Origin of the sequence: Glutamicibacter sp. NPDC090743, assembly GCF_044769125.1 — a bacterium.
Classification (GTDB): Bacteria; Actinomycetota; Actinomycetes; order Actinomycetales; family Micrococcaceae; genus Glutamicibacter.
Genome location: NZ_JBIVXE010000002.1, coordinates 126555 through 149514, shown reverse-complemented (window position 1 = coordinate 149514; position 22960 = coordinate 126555). Strand labels below are relative to the sequence as shown.

Genomic DNA, 22960 nt, shown 5'->3' with positions numbered 1-22960 from the left:
AGCACTGGACATGGCATTGTCGTTGACCGAGGAACAAAATGATCTCGCGTCGGCCGTGGTCGATTTCACCCGCCGAAGCGTAGACACGTTGATCACTCGGGACGAGCACGAGCAGCTGGCCACCGGTGCACTTCCAAGCTTCTGGAACGAACTGCTGGAGACCGGCCTGCATGCCCTGCACATCCCGGAGCAGCTCGGCGGCCAAGGCGGAACGCTGGTGGAGACCGCCATCGTCATCGAGGAATTCGGCCATCGCTACGTCGGAGGCCCCTTCCTGCCGACCGTGCTGGCCAGCGCAGCGGTCACCCTGGCCGAACCGAACGCCTACAACCAGCCGATCGTCGCGGACTTCGCCGAAGGCGCCACCGGAGCCCTGGTACTGGCCACCGGCCAGCTCAAGGTCGTGCAGATCTCCGAAGGCTGGGCCGTTGCCGGCCAGCTGCAGGTCATCGGCGCACTGGCCGCCAAGTACCTGGTGCTGGGCTTCACCGTTGCGGATACCGTCCGCTACGCGGTCATCGAAGCGCAGGCCGCCGGGGTCTCAATGGTCCCCGCCGAAGGCACCGACCTGGGCCGCGACGCGGCCACCCTGGTCCTGGACAATGTCGTCATTCTCGCCGACGCGGTGCTGGGCAACGCCACTGCCAGCAAGATCGCCGCGCTGCACGCAGGATTCACCGGTTCGGAAGCCGCCGGCATCATGCGTTGGGCCAGCGAGGAAAGCACCGGCTACGCCAAGATCCGCGAACAGTTCAACACCCCGATCGGCTCCTTCCAGGCCATCAAGCACAAATGCGCCAACCTGGCGATCGCGGCCGAAATGGCCACCTCCGCAGCCTGGTCCGCCGTCGTCTCCGTCGGCCAGGACGAAGCCCAGCAGCACCTGGCCGCCGCCGGCGCGCTTGAAGCAGCGATTGTCCCATCCATTGAAGCAGTCACCGAAGCGATCACCATCCTCGGCGGCATCGGCTTCACCTGGGAGCACGACGCCCACCTGTACTGGCGCCGGGCCATCAGCCTGAACGCGCTGAACGCCGCCCTGAGCGGCGAACTGGAGGCAGCCGGCGAAGCCGCACTGCACACCGAACGCAAGATCGAGGTAGAGCTGGACGAGCAGGACTCCGCGTTCCGCAGCCGCATCGCCGCGCTGCTGGACACCGCAGCCGAACTGCGCAACGAGCACGAAGCCGGACGCTGGTACTCGCGCGGCTCGCGCCGCAGCTTCCTCGCCGAAAACGGCCTGGCCGCCCCGCACTGGCCAGCCCCCTACGGGCTGGGCGCCAGCCCGGCCGAACAAGTCATCATCTCCCAGGAATACGCCCGCCGCGACATGCTGCAGCCATCCTCGGTCATCGGGGAGTGGGCCATGCCGACGATCCTCGCTTTCGGTTCCGAAGCGGTTAAGGAACAGTTCGCGCTGCCCACGCTGAGGGGCGAACTGATCTGGTGCCAGCTGTTCTCCGAGCCCGGAGCCGGCAGCGACCTGGCAGGCCTGTCCACCCGAGCCGTCAAGGTGGACGGCGGCTGGAAACTGAGCGGCCAGAAGGTCTGGACCTCCGGGGCCCACGAAGCGCACTGGGGCATCTGCCTGGCCCGCACCGATGCCGAGGTCGCCAAGCACAAGGGCCTGAGCTACTTCCTCGTGGACATGTCGGCTCCCGGACTGGACGTGCGCCCGCTGCGCCAGTCCACCGGCGAAGCCGAATTCAACGAGGTCTTCCTGGATGACGTGTTCGTCGCGGACGACTACCTGCTGGGCGAGCCGGGCCAGGGCTGGCGGATTACCGCCACCACCTTGCAGAACGAGCGCACCCAGATTTCCTCCGGTGTCTCCATGGGCACCGAGGACGGATTGCGCGAATTGATCTTGGGGGAGAACTTCGCCGGAACCCGGCGGAACGCGCTGGAGGTGCTGGGCCGCGCCGCCGCGATCAGCACCGCCATCGGGGCGATGAACCTGCGCGAAACCCTGCGCCAGGTCAACGGCCTGCAGCCGGGCACCGGCTCCTCGCTGGCCAAGGTGGCCCACGGCCGCCTGGCCCGGCAGGTGGCCGGGGACCTGCTGAAGCTTGCCGGACCCGCAGCGCTCTTCGCCCACGCACCGGCCGACGCCGTCAACTCCCAGCTCTCGGTTCCATCGGCGCTGATCGGCGGAGGCACCATCGAAATCCAGCTCAACGTGATTGCCGAGCGGATCCTGGGGCTGCCGCGCAGCTAGGCGCAGCCCACCCGCACCCCTGAACCGCAAGCCCGAGACTCCAGTAATCCCCAGCATTCTTTCGGGCCGTAGCCCGAAATGCGCCCGCCGACGACGACGGAGCGCGCCGTGAAAGGACACCCAAGGCATGACCGCTGCGACCAATGAACTCCGCACCAACGAAACCCTCTCGCCCCAGCGCCTGCGCGAGCTGCTTGAACCGCGTTCCATAGCGATTATCGGTGCGAACACCAACTCCACCTGGTCCCACTTCGGCCACTCCAATCTCCGGGCCGCCGGATTCACCGGGGATTTGTACCTGGTCAACCGCCGCGGGGAACAATGCCACGGGCAGGGGTCCTACGCCAGCATTGCGCAGCTTCCCGAAGCCCCTGAACTGGCCATCGTGCTCACCGGCACGAACTCGCTGCCCGAGATCCAGGAACAGTGCATCGACCGCGGCATCCGCAACCTGATCGTGCTGGCCTCCGGCCTGGGCGAAGCGGGGCCGGAAGGGCAGGCGCTGCAGCAGCAGCTGGTGGACCGCGCCCGCGAAGCCGACCAGCTGATCCTGGGCCCGAACAACCTGGGCTTCATCAATGCGCATGCCAAGGTAGCAGCCTTCGCCCACATGACGGAGCTGCCGCTGGTGGCCGGCGGAGTCGGCGTGGCCAGCCAGTCCGGCGCGCTGGCCATCTACCTGCTACCGTATATGGCAAGCCGCGGGGTTGGCACCTCGATTTCCGTGACCGTGGGCAACGAGGCCATGATTTCGGCCATCGACGTCATGTCGATGCTCGTGGATGACGAGAACACCAAGGTCATCGCCTCCTACCTGGAGCAGGTCACCGACACCGCACAGTTCCTGGACGTGGCCCGCCGCGCCCGCGAAGCCGGCAAGCCGATCGTGATCTTCAAAGCTGGCGCCTCCGAGGCTTCGGCCAAGGCCGCCGCCGCCCACACCGGGTCGCTGGCCGGGGATGACAAGATCTTCGACGCGGTGTGCAAGCAGTTCGGCGTGATCCGCGTGGCGAACATCGAGAACCTGGTCGCCACCGCCGGGATCCTTGAATCCTACGGCGCGCTGCCCGGCCCGCGCTTCGGCGTGGTCACCGGCTCCGGCGCAATGTGCGCGCTGGTCGCCGACAAGGCCGAGGCATCCGGCCTGCAGCTGCCCACCCCGGCCGAATCCACGGTGCGCCAGCTGCGTGCGGACGGCCTGCCGGAATTCGCCGCGGTGAACAACCCGATGGACACCACCGGCTACATCTCGGTGGATCCTTCGATCCTCACCAAGGCCGGCGACGCATTCATCAATGATGAGAACTTCGACTTCGTCGTGCTGAACACCTCCTGGCCGAACAACCAGTTCATGGTGGATTTGGGCAAGCCCACCCAGGAAGGATTGCACCGCCAGCTCAAGAATTCGGCCAAGCCGGTTGTGGCCATGAGTTTCCTGCCCACCGAGGTCAACGAATTCGCGCGCGGCTTCGCCGCCGAGCACGGCCTGCCGCACGCCTCGGACTCCTTTGACCGCGGCATCGAAGCCGCCGGGCACAGCGTCTGGTGGGGACAGCGCACCGCGCAGCTGGCCGCCGAACCGCAGCTGGAGGCTCCGGCCGCTATTGCCAAGCCCGAAGGCGCCGAGCAGTGGAGCGAAATCCAGACCGGCGACTTCCTGCGCGCGCACGGCGTGCCCTATGTGCCGGGCCGTGTGGTCAATAGCGCCGCGAAAGCAGTCGCAACGGCCGAGGAGATCGGCTACCCGGTTGTGCTGAAGGTCGCCAGCGAAGACATCGCCCACAAAACCGAGGTCGGGGGCGTACGCCTGATGCTGAAGGACGCCGCAGAGGTGACCGAGGCCTATGGCTTCATCGTCACTTCGGTGGCCCGGCTGGCTCCGGACGCGAAAATCCAAGGTGTGGCGGTCTCCCCGATGCGCCCTGCCGGCAACGAGCTGCTGGTCGGCATCATCACCGATCCGCAGTGGGGCAAGGTGCTGGCAGTCGGTTTCGGCGGCGTTTTGGTGGAGATCCTCAAGGACACTGCGCTGCGCCTGCTGCCGGTCAGCCTGGCGGAGATCCGCCGCATGCTCGAATCGCTGCGCGGCATCGAGCTGCTCAAGGGCTTCCGCGGCAGCGAGGCCACCGATCTGGACGAGCTCGCGCGGGTGATCTTCCAGATCACCCAGGTTGCGCAGTCGCTGGGCGAGGACTTGGAAGAACTTGAAATCAATCCGCTACGGGTTGCCGGTCAGCAGATCGAGGCGCTGGACGCCCTGATCCGCTGGAAGGACCGGTAATGATTACTGGTGGCAGGCAATTCGCCCAAAACTTGGTGATACCGTTGGAATCCACGGCACACACCACTTACGAGGCACATCATGGCGGGAACAATTTCCATGGAGCAGGCAGAGCTTCCGGCCTACCAGGTCGTCAGGCGCCAGCGCATCATCGACGCGGGCAAGGACCTGTTGCGGGCGCAGGACTACGACTCGATCCAGATCCGCGACGTGGCCTCCGCGGCGAACGTCGCGCTGGGGACTCTGTACCGGTACTTCAATTCCAAGGAGCACCTGTACGCGAACGTGGTCTACGACTGGGCGTTGCCCTTCGCCCAGCGGTCGGGGGCTTCGGAGACCGGGCTGTCCACCACGGAAGCGATCTCGCTGCGGCTGCGCAATGCCTTGAGCAGCTTCGAGAAGCACCCGTACTTCTACAAGGCGATCCTGCAGCTGCGCAGCAGCACCGCGGCGGACGTCGTCCCGGTCATGGCTCGCCTCGGAGAGGCGCTGGAAGCGCCGATCCGCGCGGAAATGAGCGTGCTGGACGATGCCGAAGCCGCGGACATCACCGTGATGGTGTGGGCGGTGCTGTTGGACGTGGTCTCGCGGGTGCTGCTGCAGGACAAGACCATGGAACAGGCCTATGGGGTGCTCGACCGCTTCGTGGCGCTGATCCAGCACCGGCTGGAGCAAGCCGAAGCCTAGGGCCTGGCCCTTTCCCCTCAATTCCTGTCTCCCGGTCCGGGGGTGCCTCATGAGCGCCCATGAACTGGACCATGTTGCTTTCGCCGTGCCTTCCTGGCAGTCCGCCGGGCCCAGCGTGCACCGCACGCTCGGCGCCCGCTGGGTCTCCGGTTTCCACCAGGGCTCCTTCAGCCCCTGCCAGCTGGAACTGGCCGAGGGCATGCGCCTGGAACTGCTGCAACCGCCTGCTGGCGGCGGCGGGTTCGTTGCCGAGCACCTGGCCCGTACCGGGGGCGCAGCCAACCCGCACCACATCACCTTCAAGGTCTCGGACATCCATGCCTCCATGGAGCTCGCCCGCGCCGCCGGGGTGCGAACCATCCTGCAAAACCTTGACAACCAATGGTGGAAGGAACTGTTCCTGCATCCCAAGGACACCGGACTGGGATTCCTGGTGCAACTGGTGCAGACCGAGCTGGCTCTGGACGGCAACGACGGCATCACCGCACCCGGTGCAGCCCCTTGCCCCTGGGAAGAGCAGCCCTCGGCGCAGAATCCTCCGCAACGGCTGGACTTCATTGCCGGCAGCATCCGCGACGCGGCCCAGGCCCGGCTGGTGCTGGGCGCGGTGCTCGGGGCCCGGGTCACGAGCCTGGAATTCGACCCGGCCTCCCAGCTGTTCTCCTGGCCGCAGGGCTCCAGACTGGTGCTGCGGGTTGACGAGAATGCCCCACCGGGGCTGCAGTCGCTATCCTTCACCGCCTCATCAGCACCCGCACCGGACCTGGATGCAGGGCTGTTGCAGGCGCTGCGCGGTGCCGGAAGCAGATTCCAGGCCCTGGGCCTGGACATCCTCACCGGCCAGCGTGCGCACGCCGCCTGAGACACGAACTTCACTATCAAAGAATTAGCACTAAGGAGACACCTCATGGGACTGAGAGGCGAAGCAGCCATCCTCGGCTATTGCGAACTTCCACCGCAGCGAAAGCTCACCCGCGAACCCTCGTTCAACCTGGAACAGTGGGCCCGGCTGTCCAAGGCCGCGCTGGACGACGCAGGACTGTCCGCCACGGATGTGAACGGCGTAGTCACCCCTATGATCGGCGAAGCGGACATGTTCGTGCCGTCCACTGTCACCGAATACCTCGGCATCGACGCGAACTTCGCGGAGATCGTGGACCTGGGCGGCGCGGGATCCGCCGCCGGCATCTGGCGCGCCGCGGCCGCCGTGGAGCTGGGCTTGTGCGACGCGGTGCTGGTGACCTTCCCGGGCACCCACCACTTCCCGATGGACGACCGCAAGCCGTTCGTGATGGATGACAAGATGCACTTCGGCGCATCCTCCAACGCCTTCGGCTCCCCGCAGGCAGAATTCGAAATCCCCTACGGCAACCTCGGGCAGAACGGCCCCTACGGGCAGATCGCCAAGCGCTACGGCTACGAGTTCGGCTACGACGAGCGGGCCATGGCCAAGATCGCCGTGGACCAGCGCACCAACGCCTGCGCCACCCCGGAGGCGGTCTTCCACGGCCAGCCGATCACCGTCGCTGATGTGCTGAACTCGCCGATGATTGCCGACCCGCTGCACATGCTTGAAATCGTCATGCCGTGCCAGGGCGGCGCAGCCGTGGTGGTGGGCAACGCGGATTTGGCCAAGAAGTCCAAGAACCGTCCGGTATGGATTACCGGCTTCGGCGAACGCGTGCCGTACAAGACCCCCACCTACGCCCGCGACTTGATGACCTCCCCGATGGTGCACGCCGCCGAGCAAGCCTTCTCCATGGCAGGCATCACCCGCTCGGAGGTGGACATGGTCTCCATCTACGACTGCTACTCCATCACGGTGCTGATGAGCCTGGAAGACGCGGGCTTCGCGCCCAAGGGCAAGGGCATGGATTTCGTATCCAACCACGACTTGACCTTCCGCGGGGACTTCCCGATGAACACCGCCGGCGGGCAGCTGTCCTTCGGCCAGGCCGGCGTGGCCGGCGGCATGCACCACGTCATCGACGGGGCACGCCAGATCATGGGCCGCGCCAACGCCGCCCAGGTGTCCGACTGCAACCGCGCGTTCGTCAGCGGCAACGGCGGCATCATGAGCGAGCAGACCGCGCTGATCCTGCAGGGCGACTAGAAAGGAAAGACACAGAAAATGACCACCTACACCCCGGAAACCCTGTCCCGGCCGCTGCCGGTTCCGACCCCGCTGACCCGGCCATTCTGGGATGCACTTGCCGAGCGCAAGATCCGCATCCAGTACTCGCCGTCGCTGGACGAATACATCTTCTACCCGCGTCCGCTGGCCCCACGCACCCTGGCCGATGACCTCGAATGGCGCGAAATTTCCGGCGCCGGAACGCTGTACTCCTACACTGTGGCCACCCGTCCGCCGGCGGCGCACTTCGCCTCGGCAAAGGAAATGATACTGGCCATCGTCCAGTGGGACGAGGGACCAAAGTTCTCCACCGAAATCATCAACGCCGACCCGGAACAGCTCGAGATCGGCATGCAGGTCCGCCCGGTCTTCTGCGACCACCCCGAGGGAGACATCACCATGCTGCGCTACGAACCGGAGACTGGATCATGAGCATCGAGACCGGCATCCAGCTGCCAGCCCCTTCCCTGCGCATCGGCGCGCAGGTGATCATGGAAAGCGAAACCACCCACGAGCACATCGATCCGGCCACCGGAAAGGTCAACGGCCTGGTGCCCATGGCCTCAACCGGGCAGATCGACCAAGCCGTGCAGGCCGCCCATGCAGCGTTCCTCGAATGGCGTGCCCTGCCTGCCGGGCAGCGTTCGCGCAAGCTGATGAAGCTCGCCGAGCTCATGGAGGAGAACACCGAGCTGCTGGCCGCCGCCGGCATGGCCGATAACGGGGCCCCGCGCATCACCGCCCGGAACATGGTTGCCGCCGCAGTGGAGTGGACCCGCTACTATGCAGGCTGGGCGGACAAGCTGCCGCTGGGCCGGATCACCAGCAATGGCGGAGCTGGCGGCTCCTTCGGCCACACCTTGCGTCAGCCCTACGGCGTCATCGGCGCCATCATCACCTGGAACGCGCCGCTGATGTCGCTGGCCATGAAGGTCCCGGCCGCGCTGGCCGCGGGCAACACCATAGTCATCAAGCCCAGCGAGCTGACACCGTACACCCCGACTGCCTTCGCGGACCTGGCCCGCGAGGCGGGGATCCCGGACGGAGCGATCAACATCGTTCCCGGCGGCCCCTCCGCCGGCGCCGCGCTGGTCGAGCACCGCCTGGTCAAGAAGATCACCTTCACCGGCGGACCGGCGACCGCACAGGCGATCGCCGCCTCCTGCGCCAAGACCTTCAAGCCGATGATCCTGGAGCTGGGCGGCAAGTCGGCCAACCTGGTCTTCGAGGACGCGGACCTGGACAAGGCCGCCGGGCACGCCGCGTTCTTCGCTTTCGGCATGATGAGCGGCCAGGCCTGCGCGCTGCCGACCCGCCTGCTGGTGCAGGAATCGGTGTACGAGCAATTCATCGGCAAGGTCGTGCAGGCGGCGGAGCAGTTCCCCATCGGGGATCCCGCCGGCGAATACACCATGTGCGGACCGGTCATCAACCAGGACGCCATCGACCGCATGGACTCGATGCTCGGCCAGGCACTGGAAGAAGGCGGCCGCCTGGTCACCGGCGGGCAACGCCTGGGCGGGGAACTCGCCCAGGGCTTCTACTACCCGCCAACCATCGTGGCTGACGTGGACCCTGACGGGTCGCTGGCGCAGAATGAGGTGTTCGGGCCGGTGCTGGCGGTGATCCCGTTCCGCGACGAGGAGCACGCGCTCCAGATCGCCAACGGCACGGATTACGGGCTTTCGGGGTACATCTGGACCGCCGATCTGGGAAGGGGGCTGCGCCTGGCCGAGTCGATGGAGACCGGCGAGATCGCAGTCAACGGCGCCTTCAACGCCACGGCCGAACGCCCCTTCGGCGGCATCGGCCACTCCGGCATCGGAAACGAAGGCGGACTTGAAGGTCTGGAAGAGTTCTTCTGGACCAAGTCAGTGGGTATCGCAACCCGCTAAGCAGCTGCCCGCTCGGGCAAGAACATCACCGCATGGCCTTGCCCGGGCGTCCTGTCCGGAGGGTGCCTAGGTGACCCCTCAAAGCGCCATTCCGGCGCGGATAAGGCAGGACAAAGATGTCTCAAGCTAGGCCCCCAAAGCTGAGTGCGACGCGTGCATCGGCTCCGGGATTCGTGGCGGTAGTCGCGGTCTTGGTGCTGACCGAGATTGTTTCAGCGTTCGAGCTCTCAATGATGTACGTAACCCTCCCGACGCTCATGGCCGACTTCCACGTGGATGCGAATGCCGTAGCCTGGGTCGTGACCATCTACCTTCTGGTGTCCGCGTCGGCGGCGCTGCTCGGCGGGCGCTTCGGCGATCTGTACGGCCGGCGCCGGGTGATGGTGGTGGTGCTGGCTCTGGCCGCCATCGGCTCGCTGATCTCGCTGGTCGGCAGCAGCCTTGAAATGATCATCCTCGGCCGCGGCATCCAGGGTGCGGCCGGTGCCGTCATGGGCCTGGCCTTCGGCCTGGCTCGCGAGCACCTCCAAGAGAAGAAACTGCCCGTGGGCGTGTCCATGATCGGCGCCTCCGCGCTGATCGCCGGCGCCGGCGGGGCGCTGATTGCCGGCCTGATGATCGACACCTTCTCCTGGCACGGAATCTTCCTGTTCGCCGGCCTGCTGGCGGTGCTGGCGGTCATCGCGGTGCTCGTGGTGCTCCCGAAGGACAAGCCGCGCGAAACCACCTCGGGCCGGCTGGATATCGCCGGGGCGCTGCTGCTGCCGGTGGGTGCTTCGGGCATCCTGCTTGGCCTGTCCAACAGTTCCAAGGCCGGATGGGCCTCGCTTGGCGGCGGCGGGCTGTTGCTCGCTGGCCTGGCGGTCGTCGCAATGTGGGTCTGGTGGGAACTGCGTTGCCAGCGCCCGATCGTGAACCTGCAGATGTTCAAAAACCGCCAGATCGCCCTGGCCATGGCTGCCACCTTCCTGGCAGCGGTTGGACCGATCGGCGGCATGGCGGTGCCGAGCCAGTACGTGCTGCAGTACCCCGCGGAAATGGGCTTCGGCCTGGGCTTCTCCGCCACCACAGCGGGCCTGTTCAGCGGCGGCACCGCATTGCTGGGCTACTTCTTCTCCCCGCTGGGCGGCAAGCTCGCCCAGGCGTTCAACGCCCGCTTCGTGTTCATCACCGGCCTGCTGCTGATGCTGGCCGCTGTCACCGCGATCATGTTCACCCTGGGCAGCCTGCTGGCGTTCCTGGTGGCCATGTCCGTCAACTCGGTGGGCATCGCCCTGACCTTTGGTGCCCTGCCCAACGTGCTGATCGAGGCGGTTCCAGAGACGCATACCTCGGAGAGCGCCGGAACCAACACCATGGTGCGCAACATTGGCCAGTCCGTGGCTACCGCCGTCGGCGCCTACCTGCTGGCCCGCCACCAGGATCCGGTTACCACCGCGGTGGGGGAGCAAGGGGTCTTCCAGGCCTTCGGCTTCGTGGCAGTTTTCGGGCTCGCGGCGCTGTTGATCGCGTTCATGCTCAGCCGCACTCCGAAAGTCTGGGTGCCTCAAGATGCCGCCATGCAGCTGCCGAAGCAGGCGCAACCAGCTGATGATCTGGTCTAGCCGCCGGTAGCACCGCCGCAACGCCGAACAAGACCAGCCCAGCTCTGTTTCGCAACGGAGCTGGGCCGGTCTTCGCTGTGCGCGCAGGCAACCGGGGTTGGCGGGGCGCGGACTGGTGCTGCCCTACCAAACTCCCGGCCTCGGCGCGATCCTACTTAAGTATGAGGGTGTAGAAGAAAATACGGTTGAAATGCTCTGTATTAAGCTAAATAAGTTAGATACGTTGGAAATGCGGGCGCATCCAGGAATGGAGCAGGACCTCGATGGTTGCCCCGCAGGCTCAAAGTGATCGGTTGTGCAGGAGGAGGAACGATGGGTATGTCGGTGATGATGAGGATCGCGATGGCGGCGGTCTTGGCCGTCGGTGCGGTGGCACTGGGCGCCTTCGGGGCAGGTGTCGCATCATGGATAGCTGCCGGCGCTGCGGTAGCTATCGGTACCGTGGCGACCGCGCGGGTGAGCCGTGGGCCAAACTCAGCTGGGTTCTTCGTGGGTATCGTGGCCTGCACTGCGACCTTGATCGCGGTGCTGGCCGTGTCTGCCGCGGCCATGCCAGTTCCGGCGCTCGTTGCGGCGCAATTTGCAGCGCTCCTCGTGGTGTTGTGGGTGGCGTTGGCGATCGTGCATAGCAGGAACCGCCGAACCGACGCGCTAGGCTGAGGCCTATGCTCGCGGCGCCCAGGCCGCGGCTTCTGCTCGATGTCCTAGTTGCGCGACGGCAGGCGGAGTCCTGGGGATTGGCTTCGTCGGTTCGTGCGCGGCCAAGGCCCGAATTCCCTTCAAGCCATAGACGAAAACTAGAATCCAGTTATAGTCTTGATGGAATGAGTGACTCGCGTCATGGATGAACGGGCTGGAGAGGCAAGAGCATGGCAATTTTTACAGAGAATATCGGCAAGGTCAGCGTAGGGGAAACCGTCACCTGGGACCGCGATTCGGCGCTGCTATATGCGTTAAGTATCGGAGCCGGGCGTCCCGACGCAACCAAGGAAATCGAATACACGACGGAGAACTCCTTCGGCGTCCAGCAGAAGGTCTTCCCGACCTTCGCTGTCGTCCTCGGCGGCAGCGGCGGTTCGATGGACCATCTCGGGGACTTCAAGCTGCAACAGATCCTGCATGGCGGGCAGTCGCTGGTCCTGCATCGAGAACTACCTTCGGAGGGTAGCGTTACCCCGCGCAGTTTCATGAGTGCCGTTTATGACCAGGGCAAAAACGCCATCATCGAATTGACCACCGAACTGTTGGACCACGAGGGGCAACTGGTTGCCACCACCGTAACCTCCATGGTCATCCGCGGCGAAACCGGCTACGGCCCGCGCCCGGAAGGCACCGGCGGCTGGGCAGAGCCGGGGACCGAACCCGACGAGGTTATCGAGCAGGCGACCAGCGTGGACCAGGCCCTGCTCTACCGCCTGAACGGCGACCGCAACCCGCTGCACTCCGATCCGGTGTTGGCAAGCAGGGTAGGCTTCCCCCGGCCGGTGTTGCATGGCCTGTGCACCTACGGCATGGCGGCCCTCGCGCTGGTGCGCAACTCGACGCTGCTGGCCGAGCGCGGCCTGGGCTCGATCACTGCACGCTTCGCCGCCCCGGTCTTCCCGGGGCAGAAGCTGGAAACGCTCATATGGAACACCCCTGACGGCGCGTTGTTCCAGGTGCTCGCCGACGGGAAGATCGTACTGGACCGTGGAGTCGCCACCGCTGCCGCCGCGATAGCGCAGGATGCCGTCGAACTCCAGGATGCCGCCGCGAACTAACCGGCAGTTCCTGGATCTTCAGCCGCCCCCGGCCGCCGATGACGGCCGGCCGGGGGCGGTGAATTATTCCGCAGGAAATCGACGGCTCAGTAGCACTGCGCGTACCCGATATGATCGGGTGGAGAATCCATAGCATAGGAACCAAGAACGTGAAGACTGAGCAACGCACCACGAAGCCGTCTGGCGAAAAGCAGGGCAGTCGCGAAAAGATCCTGGCAATAGCCACCGACTTGTTTCTCGAGCATGGCTATGCGGGAACCCCGCTCAGCGCCATCGCAGCGCAACTGGATTTCACCAAAGCCGCACTGTACTACCACTTCAAGAGCAAGGCCGATATCCTCTCCGGGATCCTCTCTCCACTGCTGGACGCCATTGACGACCTGCTGGAGCAGGCGCCCGAGCAGTTCCCCGATGCGCAGCGGCGCTGGGAATTCCTCTACAGCTATTCGCAGGTTCTGCTCTCGCATTCCCGCGCCGTAGCGGTGCTGGCCAGCAGCAGCAACAACACCTGGCTGCCCGACGAGATCAAGGAGCGGATTGAGTACCATCGTCGCCGCACCATGGAGCTGGCCATGCTCCCGGACATGAGCGACGAAGACCAGGTGAAGGCCATCCTGGTCATGGACATGCTGCATCGGGAGATGGTCTTCACAGATGACCGCATGGTGGTCCCCGGGATGAAGTCCGCGCGGCGACGCGAGATCGTCTACGGCTTCATCCGCGAAGCACTCGACTCCACTACCGCCCACTGACTCTTCGGCCAGACAAGCTGGCACGCTGGGGTGCCTGGTGAAATGAGACTGCCGAACCGCTAGCCGGCGTTCGTCAGAGGACCAATGCCGACCACCTTCCGAAGGCCCGAACTAGCGGGTTTATTACGAGCAAATCCCTCGTTGATCGCGTAGCTTCGGCAGTTTTATGCCACCGATCTTCCCCCGGAAAAATTTCCGGGGGATTTTTCGTCTCAATAACCGGGACTGCAGGATTCCCATGGGATCCGTTTGCCATATTCCGCCGAGTTTTCGGGCAGTATCGGCGCTGGAAGATTCTCGATTCTTCAGCTTCGGCAACGCTTTCCGCCCGCGGTCTCCAGCGCGGCCCGCAGCGGTCCAAGTCCTGACTCAAGGGTCGCCGCAAGGGGCGCCGCCCATGGCCGATCAGGACTGGGGATGCCGACCAAATGGCAACTGAACTGCAATAAGGTTCTAGTTTCTATTCTGCAGATGCTCCGCTGCTCCTTCGCGACTGGCTGCATCTGCCGTGGATCCGGCTTGCGGGATCAATATCGCAGGGCTTGGGCCTGCAGAAAGAATCGCCGTTCTTCTCATCTGCCGTCCGGATTCCCCACGGCAAAGCCTCTGCGAAAAGAAATATTTTCCCTCTGGGATTCCTCCGGAACTAGCTCAAGAATCTGCTGTGCGCAAGGTATTGATTACTTGTCGGCCGGTAAGTAATCTGGATCACATTCCACCGTTACTTACGGTAATCGCCTAGTCAAAGACGAAAGGCAACGTAATGCATTTACGTTCTTCCACGGAGATACGGTCACTCCGCGAGGAGCTTCGCTCCTATTTCGCCGCGCTCCTCACCGACGAGGTGCGCGCGGGCTTGAAGCAAGAAGGTGAGACCGGGGGACCGGTCCACTCCGCAGTGCAACGGCAGATGGGCCAGGACGGATGGCTTGGCATCGGATGGCCCGTCGAGTATGGAGGCCAGGGCCGCGGCCCGGCCGCGCAGTTCGTCTTCTATGACGAGGCCTACCGCGCCGACGCCCCGATCCCGATGATCACCATGACTACCGTGGGCCCGACCCTGATGAGCCATGGCAGCCAAGAGCAGAAGGACTATTTCCTGCCCAAGATCCTCGCCGGCGAGCTGGTGGTGTCCATCGGCTACACCGAACCGGAGGCTGGCACCGATCTGGCCTCGCTCACCACCCGCGCCGTGCGCGACGGCGACGAGTACGTCATCAACGGCTCCAAGGTCTTCACTTCCGGCGGCGACGGCGCCGACTGGATCTGGCTGGCCGCCCGCACCGATCCCGATGCCCCGAAGCACAAGGGCATCTCGCTGATCCTGGTGCCGACCAGCGACCCGGGCTTCTCCGCCACCCCGATCCATACCGTGGGCGGCTTCAGCACCACCGCCACCTACTACGACAACATCCGGGTTCCGCTCACCAACGTCGTGGGCGAGGAAAACGAAGGCTGGAAACTGATCACCACCCAGCTGAACCACGAGCGCGTGGGCCTGGCCGCCTTCAGCGGCATCTGCGAAGGACAGCTGGACGAGGTTCGCACATGGCTCAAGGACCAGGTCACCGCCGACGGCACCCCGCTGGGCGATGAGCCCTGGGTCCGCTCGCTGCTGGCCACCTCAACCGCCCGGCTGCGCGCCATGCGCTTGATGAACTGGAAACTCGTGGAGACCACCGCGCAGGGATCGCTGGATCCGGGCTCGGCCTCCGCGGCCAAGGTCTTCGCCACCGAAACCGTGATCGACGTGTACCGGTCGTTGCTGGAGATCGTGGGTGGCACCGCCACCCGCATCTCCGATGCCCCGTGGAACTTCGACACCGGACGCCTGGCACTGATGAACCTCGGCGCGCAGATCAATACCTTCGGCGGGGGAGTCGCCGAAATCCAGCGCGAAATCGTCGCCTGGAACACCCTCGGCATGGCAAGGAGCGCACGTTGAGCACCGCGAGCATGAACAACACCATTGAGTCCCCGAGCATGGAGTTCGCCCTGGACGAGGACCAGCAGGGCCTGGCCGACCTCGCCGCGCAGATCTTCTCCTCGCTGGGCACCGACGAACTCAACGCCGCCGGCGAAAAGGCAAGAGCCGCCTACGATGCGGCCCTGTGGAGCCAAATCGCCGAGTCCGGGCTGATCGACGCGCTGCTGCCCATGGGCGAGGACGAACCGGGACTGGGTATGGCCGGGCTGGCGCTCGTCGCCCGCGAACAGGGACGCACCCTGGGCCGCGTCCCCTTCATCACCACCGCCGTCGCGGCCCTGGCCATCGCCGAATTCGGAGGCCACGAGCAGCTGCTCGAAGGCATTGGCGCCGGCTCGGTGCGCATCGCCGCGCTGCAACCCGAGGTGCGCCGCCGTGTCAACGGCACCGCTTCCGGCGAGGGCTGGGTGCTGGACGGGGCCATCGAGCTGGGGTACCTGGTTCCGTCGGCCACCCACCTAATGGTGCAGTTCCACACCGAGGCCGGTGAGCTGACCGCGCTGATCGAGGCGAACCGCGCGGGCATCACCCTGGACGAGTACCACGGGCTGTCCCGCCAGCAGCACGCCGAGCTGGCCTTTGCCGGCGTCCAGGTGCAGGCCTCGGACCTGATCGGGGCCAACCGCGGCACCGGGCAGGCGGCCGCGTGGATCCGTTTGCGCCTGCTCACCGCGGCGGCCGCGCTCATGTCCGGCGTGGGTGCCGAGGCACTGCGCCGCACCGCCGCGTACACCAACGAGCGCAAGCAGTTCGGGCGCGCCATCGCCACCAACCAGGGGGTGGCCCTGCGTGCGGCGGACGCGTTCATCGACACCGAAACCACCTGGCTGTCCACCATCGACGCCGCCTGGCAGCTGGACCACGATGGCGACGGGGCCGAAGCCGCCCTGGGCGCATCCTGGCTGGCCCGCGAGGCCGGATTCCGCGTGGTGCACACCACCCAGCACCTGCACGGCGGCATGGGCGCCGACTTGGACAACCACATCCACCGGTTCTTCGTGTGGATGCGCGAACTGGACGTGCTCTGGGGCACCGCGGGACATGTCAGCGAAGAACTAGCGGCGGTCATCCTGGACGGAGGGAAAGCATGAGTGCGCCGGGGACCGCGGGCAAGGCCCGCACCCATGCCGGGCAGAGCGTGGCCGCAGTGCTGGCGATCCTGGTGGTCGCCGAGGTCGTCGCGGCCTTCGAGACGTCCATGGCGGTGCAGCTGCTGTACACGCCGGGCGAATTCTTCACCTCGGACCTCTCCCAGCTGGTCTGGGTGGTCACCTCCTACTCGCTGGTCGCGGCGCTGGCCACCAGCTTCGTCGGACGCCTTGGCGACCAGTTCGGCCGCCGCAAGATCCTGGTTTGGGTGCTGCTGCTCTCGGCACTGGGTTCGGTCATCAGCGCCGTCGCCCCGAGTTTCGGCATCCTGGTCGCCGGCCGCGCCTTGCAGGGCGTCTCCGGCGCAGTGCTGCCGCTGGCCATCGGCATGGTCCGCTCCACCTTCCCGGAGCACAAGATCGGCACCGGCATCGCGGTGGTCTCAACTTCGGCGCTGATCGCCGGCGCCGGCGGCATGCTCGGCGGAGGCCTGTTCCTGGATTACGCCAGCTGGCAGTGGATCTTCTGGACCGCGGCGATCTTCGCCTGCGTGGCAGCCGTGCTGGTGCACTTCGGCATCACCCGCGAACCGAAGGCCTCGCTGGCCTCCGCGGTGCATGTGGACTGGGCGGGCGGGCTGATGTTCGGAGCGGGCATCGCCGGCGCGCTGTACGCCCTGACCCTGAGCAAGGAACTGGGCTTCGGCAACTGGCAGGTGCTGTTCTTCTTGATCGGCGGCCTAGTGCTGCTGGCGCTGTGGGTCCGCTGGGAGTTGCGCACCCGCGAACCGATGATCGACGTGCGGATGTTCACCCAGCGCAAGTTCGCCTTGGGCATGCTGGCCACCGCGCTGATCGCCATCGGTCCGATCGGCACCACGAATATCCTCACCGTGACCCTGTACCGCAATCCGAACAGCATCCCGCTGGCGGACGGCAGCGTTATGGAGCTCCCGGTGGGCCTGGGGCTGAGCGCCACCATGACCGGCCTGCTGGGATTCATCACCGCCGCCGCGGCCTTCGCGATCTCGCCGCTGATCGGCCGGATCTCCAGCCGCTTCGGCGCGCGCAGCTCACTGATGATCGGCTCGCTGCTGACTATCATCGGCCTGCTGATCGTGTGCATCGACCCGACCAGCATCGCGGTGGTCGTCACCGGCATGGTCGTGGTGATCTTCGGAACCGGCTTCCTCTATTCGGGCATGCCGACCGTGATCGTCGAATGCGTGCTGCCCGAGCAGACCAGTACCGCCACGGGCGTCAATGCAGTGACCCGTACGGCCTTCCAGGCGGTCGCCGCCTCGGTCGTGGGCCTGTTGCTCGTGTTCTCGCCTGTTGCAGCAGGCGAGAACACGTTCGTCTCGATGACCGGCTTCCTGCTGGTCGTGGGCGTACTCATCGCCACCTGCTTGCTGACCATCGTCGTGGTCCTTTTCATTCCAGCGACGAAACAGCCAAGCGCGGCCGGCGGCGAGCCACAGGTCTCCAACCTCACCCTTAAGGATTAGCAATGAACACCGTTCTCGAAACGAAACTTCAAACTACCAGAGATCTGCTTGACCTGCGCGCCGAGGACCACCACCCCGGCCTGCTCTTCGAGGGCCGCATCTGGACCTGGGCCGAAGTTGTGGCCGAATGCAAGCTCCGCGCCCACCTGATGCTCTCGCTGCACGACGATGGCAAGCCCTTCCACGTGGGCGTGATGCTGGAAAACGACCCGGAATACATCTTCGCCATCGGCGGCGCAGCCTACGCCGGTGCCACTGTAGTGGGCATCAACCTCACCCGCCGCGGCGAGGAACTGGCCCGCGACATCGCGTACACCGACGTGGAGATCCTGCTGACCACCCGCGAGCTGGAAGGCTATTTCAACTCGGTGGATTCCGGAGTGCCCGCCGCCCGGACCCGCTATGTCGATTCCGCCGGCTACGCCCGCGAGCTGGATTCCCTGCGCCACCTGCCGCGCCCCGACGCGCCGGCCGCCGCGCACCCGGACACCACGCTGCTGCTGCTGTTCACCTCCGGCTCCACTGGGGATCCGAAGGCGGTCATCTGCACCACCGGGCGGCTGTTCCGCACCGCGGAATTCCAGCACATGGGCCTGGGCCGGCAAGATGTCAGCTACAACTCCATGCCGCTGTTCCACGGCAACGGCATCTTCGCCTGCTGGGCCAATCCGCTGTACACCGGCGGCACCTTCGCCTTGGCCCGCAAGTTTTCCGCCTCCGGGTTCCTGCCGGACTTGATGCGCTACAAAGCCACCTACTTCAACTACGTGGGACGCTCGCTGTCCTACCTGCTGGCCCAGCCGGAAAAGGCCGCCGAAGCCGAGACCTACCTGCGCTCCTGCTTCGGCACCGAAGCCAGCGAATTCGATCTGGCCGAATTCCACCGCCGCTTCGGCGTCTGGCCGACCGAAAGCTACGGCGCCTCCGAGGGCGGGCTGACCCTGAAGCGCACCGGCGACTGCCCGGCCGGCGCGCTGGGCGTTGCCCCGCAGGGCATGGACGCCGCGGTGGTCAACCCGGACACCATGGAACCGTGCCCGCCGGCGATCTTCTCCGAGAACGGACGCATTCTGAACGCGGAACAGGCCATCGGCGAACTGGTGAACCTCACCGGCGCTGCCCTGTTCGAGGGCTACTACAAGAACCCCGAAGCTGTGGCCGAACGCGTGCGCGGCACCGCGTTCCTCACCGGGGACTTGGCCTACCGCGACGAGGCAGGCTACTTCTATTTCGCCGGGCGCACCTCGGACCGGCTGCGCGTGGACAGCGAGAACTTCTCCGCTGCCCCGGTGGAACGCGTGCTCTCGCGCTACCCGGGGGTCATGCTGGCCGCCGTCTATCCGGTGCCGGACGCCCGCACCGGCGACCAGGTGATGGCCACGCTGCAGGTCGAGGACCCGGAATCCTTCGACCCGGCGGACTTCGCCGCCTTCCTGGAAGCCCAGCCGGATCTGGGTACCAAGTGGGCCCCGCGCTTCCTGTCGGTGGTCCGTGATGTGCCGGTGACCGCCACCCAGAAGATCAACAAACCCAGCCTGCGCCGCGACGCCTGGCTGGTGAATGAGAACGTCTTCCACCGCACCGGAAGGGATATCGCCTTCGAGGTGCTGGATGAAAAGGCCCTGGCGCAGCTGGAGGCCCTGTTCGAGGAGAACGGCCGTGCGCACCTGCTGCCGCTGAAACCAGCCGAAACCACCATTAAGGAGAGAGTATGAGCCAGAATCCCACTGTCTTGATCGGCGAGATGATCGCCGCCGGCAACGAGAGGATCAGTGTCGCCCGCGACGAGGTCAACCGGCCCATGATCCACCACCTGTGCGACGCAATGGAGGAAACCAACCCGATCTACCTGGACCCGGAAGCCGCCCGCGCCGCCGGGCACCCGGACGTGGTGGCCCCGCCCTCGGCGCTGCAGGTCTGGAACATGATCAATCCCTCGGACCCGGAGATCGAATCCGACGTGGACCGCGCCTATGCCCACCTGGCCGACTGCGGCTACCCGAAGGTCGTGGCGGTGAACTGCGACCAGGAATACGACCGCTATCTGGTCCCCGGCGACCTGCTGACCGCCAGCGAGAAGGTCGAGTCCTTCGCGGGCCCCAAGCAGACCGGCCTGGGCGAGGGCTACTTCATCACCACCCTGACCACCTACACCGACCAGCAAGGCGAACGCGTGGGCACCATGCGTTTCCGCACCCTGTGGTACAACCCTGAAAAGAGGAACTCGTAATGAGCGAAACGCTGACCGAGACCCCGGCCACGGCCAAGAGCCAGGCCCTGCGTCCCCGCCCGGCCATCAACCTGGACAACGCCTTCTTCTTCGAGTCCCTGAACGAGCGCGGCGAGCTGACCATCCAGCATTGCGACGACTGCAACGAGCTGCGCCACCCGCCGGTACCGATGTGCCCTCAGTGCAACTCGCTGCACTGGTCCCCGAAGACCATGTCCGGCCGCGGCATCCTGCACAGCTACGTGGTCATGTACCACCCGATCGTCCCGCCGTTCGAGCCGGGCTACATCGTGGCAGTGGTGGAACTGGAGGAAGGCGCCCGGGTGGTCATGAACCTCGAGGGCGTGGCCCGCGAGGACGTGCAGATCGGCATGCCGGTGCACGTGACCGCCGAGCGCATGGACGCTGACCTGGTCCTGCCGGTCGCCCGTCCGGCAGGGGGCGCCGCATGAGCACCGTAGATACCGCCGTCCGCGCCGGCATCGAGGCCGGCGCCCAGCTGCCCGAGCTGCGCATCCCGATCACCGCGACGCTGATCGTCACCGGCGCCATCGCCACCCGCGACTTCCAGAAGGTGCACCACGACAAGGACGTGGCACAGGCGGCTGGCACGCCGAACGTCTTCATGAACATCCTGACCACCAACGCGCTGGTCAACCGGTACGTGGGCGAATGGGCCGGACCGGCTGCCCGCGTGGGCCGGATCAACATCCGCCTGGGCGCCACCAATTTCCCGGGCGATGAAATGGCCTTCACCGGCACCGTCGACTCGGTCGACGGGGACAACGTCGTGGTGAAGGTCATCGGCACCAACTCCCTGGGCCCGCATGTAACGGGCACCGTAGACCTCGTGATCCCATCGAAAGGGGAATCGGCATGAGCAACCTGCTGAACAAGGCAGTGATCGTAGGCATCGGCGCCACCGAGTTCTCCAAGAACTCCGGGCGTTCCGAGCTGCAGCTGGCCCAGGAAGCCGCACTGGCCGCCTGCCGCGACGCCGGGGTGGACCCGCATGATGTGGATGGCATGGTCACCTACTCCATGGACACCAACCCGGCCATCGAGGTGGCCCGCGGCCTGGGCTGCAAGGAGCTGAACTTCTTCAGCCATGTGGACTACGGGGGAGGTGCCGCAGCCGGCACGATCCTGCACGCGGCGATGGCAGTGGCCACCGGCGTGGCCAAGACCGTGGTCTGCTACCGCGCCTTCAATGAGCGCTCCGGCGCCCGCTTCGGCGCGGCCATGAGCACCGAGGGCATGGCCCCGGATACCCGCGCCGCCGCCTACGCCTGGACCCTGCCCTTCGGGCTGATGACGCCGGCCTCCTGGGTGGGCATGTTCGCCCAGCGCTACATGCACCTGTCCGGCGCCACCTCCGAGGACTTCGGCCGGGTGGCCGTGGCTGACCGCAAGCACGCGGCCACCAACCCGAAGGCCTGGTTCTACGAGAAGCCGATCACCCTGGAAGACCACCAGAACTCGCGCTGGATCGCCGATCCGCTGCACCTGCTGGACTGCTGCCAGGAATCCGACGGCGGCCAGGCGTTCGTGATCACCACCCCGGAACGCGCCAAGGACCTGCCGGGCAAGGCAGTGACCATCCGCGCCGCCGCCCAGGGCGCGGCCTACGACCAGCACACCATGGTCAGCTACTACCGCAAGGACGGCGACCGTGCGCTGCCGGAGATGGGCAACGTGGCACGCCAGCTGTGGAATGACACCGGGCTGCGCCCGGAGGACATCGACACCGCGGTGCTCTATGACCACTTCACCCCGTTCGTGCTTGCGCAGCTGGAGGAGTTCGGCTTCTGCGGCCGCGGAGAGGCGAAGGACTTCATCAAGAACGGCGCCATCGAGCTGGGCGGGCGCCTGCCGATCAACCCCAACGGCGGACAGCTGGGCGAAGCCTATATCCACGGCATGAACGGCATCGCCGAGGGTGTGCGCCAGCTGCGCAGCACCGCGGTGAACCAGGTGGCCAACGCCCGCAACGTGCTGGTCACCGCCGGTACCGGCGTGCCGACCAGCGCATTGATCCTGGGCAATGACTAGGCAGGTGGCCCTGCCGGACGGCGGAACGCAGGTTCGGGCGGCCGGCGGGGAAAAGCTGCTGGACGCTGCCGGGCAGGTGCGCGAGCTGCTCGATGCGATGGTCCGGCTTCCGGTGGACACCGAAGTAGCGCAGGAGTTGGGCGAGCGCCTGGACGGGGTGCTTGAACTGCTGCGCGGCGCTGTCATCGAGGAGCAGGACATGGTGCTGGACCCCTTCGGCGAGCGCGGCGAGGACTACATGGACCGCTCGCCGGTGTCCGGGGTGCTGAACCCGATCGCCCCGCCGATTTCAATGCGCATGGACGGGCCGAACCGGGTGCGCACCACCACCCGGCTGGGCCTGCCCTACCAGGGGCCTCCGGGCCGGGTGCACGGGGGATGGGTGGCCACGCTGCTGGACCATCTGATGGGCTATGCCGCTGGCACGGTGGCGCAGTGGATCTTCACCCGGTCGCTGACCGTGGACTACGACCATGCGGTGCCATTGTTCGAGCAGCTGGAGCTTTCTGCGTGGGTGGAGGAAATCGATGGCCGCAAGATTTGGGTCAGGGGCCAGATCGAGGCCGGCGGCCAGGTGGTGGCCCAGGCCCGCGGGCTGTGGGTGCCGCCGCGCGAGAGCCAGCCGGAGCAAAGCTGAGCAAGCCGACCAGGGCTGGGCAAGCCCGTCGGGGCGGGGTGCTCAGGCGGCGTCAACGCGGTCCGTGCCCCGCCCTAGACAAAAAACTAGAATCTAGTTATAGTATTTCAGAAACGTGACCCGCGCC

20 protein-coding genes are annotated in these 22960 nt (G+C 66.0%); all 20 read left to right on the top strand.

From position 1 onward, the window contains the following. The first annotated feature begins 10 nt into the window (after positions 1-10). The 20 genes from ACIQTS_RS04050 (at position 11) to ACIQTS_RS03955 (ending at position 22833) form a co-directional block, all read left to right on the top strand. A complete protein-coding gene (locus ACIQTS_RS04050; RefSeq protein WP_402471430.1) occupies positions 11-2218 on the top strand; it encodes an acyl-CoA dehydrogenase in 2208 nt (735 codons plus the stop codon). 127 nt (positions 2219-2345) lie between these two features. After that, entirely contained in the window at positions 2346-4499 is a 2154-nt protein-coding gene (locus tag ACIQTS_RS04045) for an acetate--CoA ligase family protein (RefSeq protein ID WP_402471427.1), read from the top strand. An 81-nt stretch (positions 4500-4580) separates the two neighbouring features. After that, the gene (locus ACIQTS_RS04040) at positions 4581-5186 is read left to right on the top strand and encodes a TetR/AcrR family transcriptional regulator (protein WP_402471425.1); all 606 of its coding nucleotides are present in this window, start codon (positions 4581-4583) and stop codon (positions 5184-5186) included. Between the two features lie 49 nt (positions 5187-5235). Beyond that, positions 5236-6048 carry a VOC family protein gene (locus ACIQTS_RS04035; RefSeq protein ID WP_402471422.1) on the top strand — a complete coding sequence of 271 codons (813 nt, stop codon included), beginning with the start codon at positions 5236-5238 and terminating at the stop codon, positions 6046-6048. A gap of 45 nt (positions 6049-6093) precedes the next feature. Continuing rightward, the gene (locus ACIQTS_RS04030; RefSeq protein ID WP_365942820.1) at positions 6094-7299 is read left to right on the top strand and encodes a thiolase family protein; all 1206 of its coding nucleotides are present in this window, start codon (positions 6094-6096) and stop codon (positions 7297-7299) included. A gap of 18 nt (positions 7300-7317) precedes the next feature. Next, the gene (locus ACIQTS_RS04025; RefSeq protein WP_365942819.1) at positions 7318-7752 is read left to right on the top strand and encodes an OB-fold domain-containing protein; all 435 of its coding nucleotides are present in this window, start codon (positions 7318-7320) and stop codon (positions 7750-7752) included. After that, positions 7749-9215 (top strand): aldehyde dehydrogenase family protein, encoded by a 1467-nt coding sequence (locus ACIQTS_RS04020; protein WP_402471418.1) that lies wholly within the window; start codon positions 7749-7751, stop codon positions 9213-9215. Before ACIQTS_RS04025 ends, ACIQTS_RS04020 begins: the two co-directional genes overlap by 4 nt. A 116-nt stretch (positions 9216-9331) precedes the next feature. Further along, a complete protein-coding gene (locus ACIQTS_RS04015) occupies positions 9332-10819 on the top strand; it encodes an MFS transporter (protein ID WP_365942817.1) in 1488 nt (495 codons plus the stop codon). 312 nt (positions 10820-11131) lie between these two features. Continuing rightward, on the top strand, positions 11132-11479 hold the full coding sequence (locus ACIQTS_RS04010; RefSeq protein WP_402471415.1) for a hypothetical protein: 348 nt from the start codon (positions 11132-11134) through the stop codon (positions 11477-11479). A gap of 209 nt (positions 11480-11688) precedes the next feature. Next, positions 11689-12579 carry a MaoC/PaaZ C-terminal domain-containing protein gene (locus ACIQTS_RS04005; RefSeq protein WP_402471413.1) on the top strand — a complete coding sequence of 297 codons (891 nt, stop codon included), beginning with the start codon at positions 11689-11691 and terminating at the stop codon, positions 12577-12579. A gap of 149 nt (positions 12580-12728) precedes the next feature. Next, positions 12729-13331, top strand: a complete 603-nt coding sequence (locus ACIQTS_RS04000) for a TetR/AcrR family transcriptional regulator (RefSeq protein ID WP_402471411.1) — start codon at positions 12729-12731, stop codon at positions 13329-13331. A gap of 763 nt (positions 13332-14094) precedes the next feature. Then, complete coding sequence (locus tag ACIQTS_RS03995; RefSeq protein WP_402471409.1) at positions 14095-15276, top strand: acyl-CoA dehydrogenase family protein; 1182 nt, start codon at positions 14095-14097, stop codon at positions 15274-15276. After that, entirely contained in the window at positions 15273-16409 is a 1137-nt protein-coding gene (locus ACIQTS_RS03990; protein WP_402471407.1) for an acyl-CoA dehydrogenase family protein, read from the top strand. Before ACIQTS_RS03995 ends, ACIQTS_RS03990 begins: the two co-directional genes overlap by 4 nt. Continuing rightward, positions 16406-17914: an MFS transporter gene (locus tag ACIQTS_RS03985; RefSeq protein WP_402471404.1), complete on the top strand. Its 1509-nt coding sequence runs from the start codon at positions 16406-16408 to the stop codon at positions 17912-17914. The genes ACIQTS_RS03990 and ACIQTS_RS03985 overlap by 4 nt, the downstream gene beginning before the upstream one ends. 2 nt (positions 17915-17916) lie before the next feature. Then, positions 17917-19629, top strand: a complete 1713-nt coding sequence (locus ACIQTS_RS03980) for an AMP-binding protein (protein ID WP_402471402.1) — start codon at positions 17917-17919, stop codon at positions 19627-19629. Continuing rightward, on the top strand, positions 19626-20144 hold the full coding sequence (locus ACIQTS_RS03975; RefSeq protein WP_402471400.1) for a MaoC family dehydratase N-terminal domain-containing protein: 519 nt from the start codon (positions 19626-19628) through the stop codon (positions 20142-20144). Before ACIQTS_RS03980 ends, ACIQTS_RS03975 begins: the two co-directional genes overlap by 4 nt. After that, positions 20144-20596 carry a Zn-ribbon domain-containing OB-fold protein gene (locus tag ACIQTS_RS03970; RefSeq protein ID WP_402471397.1) on the top strand — a complete coding sequence of 151 codons (453 nt, stop codon included), beginning with the start codon at positions 20144-20146 and terminating at the stop codon, positions 20594-20596. Before ACIQTS_RS03975 ends, ACIQTS_RS03970 begins: the two co-directional genes overlap by 1 nt. Continuing rightward, positions 20593-21024 (top strand): MaoC family dehydratase, encoded by a 432-nt coding sequence (locus ACIQTS_RS03965; RefSeq protein ID WP_402471395.1) that lies wholly within the window; start codon positions 20593-20595, stop codon positions 21022-21024. Before ACIQTS_RS03970 ends, ACIQTS_RS03965 begins: the two co-directional genes overlap by 4 nt. Next, positions 21021-22196 (top strand): lipid-transfer protein, encoded by a 1176-nt coding sequence (locus ACIQTS_RS03960; RefSeq protein WP_402471392.1) that lies wholly within the window; start codon positions 21021-21023, stop codon positions 22194-22196. The genes ACIQTS_RS03965 and ACIQTS_RS03960 overlap by 4 nt, the downstream gene beginning before the upstream one ends. Further along, the gene (locus tag ACIQTS_RS03955; protein ID WP_402471389.1) at positions 22189-22833 is read left to right on the top strand and encodes a PaaI family thioesterase; all 645 of its coding nucleotides are present in this window, start codon (positions 22189-22191) and stop codon (positions 22831-22833) included. The genes ACIQTS_RS03960 and ACIQTS_RS03955 overlap by 8 nt, the downstream gene beginning before the upstream one ends. Positions 22834-22960 lie beyond the last annotated feature (127 nt).

Coding starts and splice junctions, on each gene's coding strand:
- ACIQTS_RS04035 (WP_402471422.1), top strand. CDS start 5,236: ATGAGCGCCCATGAACTGGACCATGTTGCTTTCGCCGTGCCTTCCTGG.
- ACIQTS_RS04020 (WP_402471418.1), top strand. CDS start 7,749: ATGAGCATCGAGACCGGCATCCAGCTGCCAGCCCCTTCCCTGCGCATC.
- ACIQTS_RS04010 (WP_402471415.1), top strand. CDS start 11,132: ATGGGTATGTCGGTGATGATGAGGATCGCGATGGCGGCGGTCTTGGCC.
- ACIQTS_RS03960 (WP_402471392.1), top strand. CDS start 21,021: ATGAGCAACCTGCTGAACAAGGCAGTGATCGTAGGCATCGGCGCCACC.
- ACIQTS_RS04040 (WP_402471425.1), top strand. CDS start 4,581: ATGGCGGGAACAATTTCCATGGAGCAGGCAGAGCTTCCGGCCTACCAG.
- ACIQTS_RS04025 (WP_365942819.1), top strand. CDS start 7,318: ATGACCACCTACACCCCGGAAACCCTGTCCCGGCCGCTGCCGGTTCCG.
- ACIQTS_RS04045 (WP_402471427.1), top strand. CDS start 2,346: ATGACCGCTGCGACCAATGAACTCCGCACCAACGAAACCCTCTCGCCC.
- ACIQTS_RS03955 (WP_402471389.1), top strand. CDS start 22,189: ATGACTAGGCAGGTGGCCCTGCCGGACGGCGGAACGCAGGTTCGGGCG.
- ACIQTS_RS03995 (WP_402471409.1), top strand. CDS start 14,095: ATGCATTTACGTTCTTCCACGGAGATACGGTCACTCCGCGAGGAGCTT.
- ACIQTS_RS04050 (WP_402471430.1), top strand. CDS start 11: ATGGCATTGTCGTTGACCGAGGAACAAAATGATCTCGCGTCGGCCGTG.
- ACIQTS_RS04015 (WP_365942817.1), top strand. CDS start 9,332: ATGTCTCAAGCTAGGCCCCCAAAGCTGAGTGCGACGCGTGCATCGGCT.
- ACIQTS_RS03965 (WP_402471395.1), top strand. CDS start 20,593: ATGAGCACCGTAGATACCGCCGTCCGCGCCGGCATCGAGGCCGGCGCC.
- ACIQTS_RS04005 (WP_402471413.1), top strand. CDS start 11,689: ATGGCAATTTTTACAGAGAATATCGGCAAGGTCAGCGTAGGGGAAACC.
- ACIQTS_RS04030 (WP_365942820.1), top strand. CDS start 6,094: ATGGGACTGAGAGGCGAAGCAGCCATCCTCGGCTATTGCGAACTTCCA.
- ACIQTS_RS03975 (WP_402471400.1), top strand. CDS start 19,626: ATGAGCCAGAATCCCACTGTCTTGATCGGCGAGATGATCGCCGCCGGC.
- ACIQTS_RS03985 (WP_402471404.1), top strand. CDS start 16,406: ATGAGTGCGCCGGGGACCGCGGGCAAGGCCCGCACCCATGCCGGGCAG.
- ACIQTS_RS03970 (WP_402471397.1), top strand. CDS start 20,144: ATGAGCGAAACGCTGACCGAGACCCCGGCCACGGCCAAGAGCCAGGCC.
- ACIQTS_RS03980 (WP_402471402.1), top strand. CDS start 17,917: ATGAACACCGTTCTCGAAACGAAACTTCAAACTACCAGAGATCTGCTT.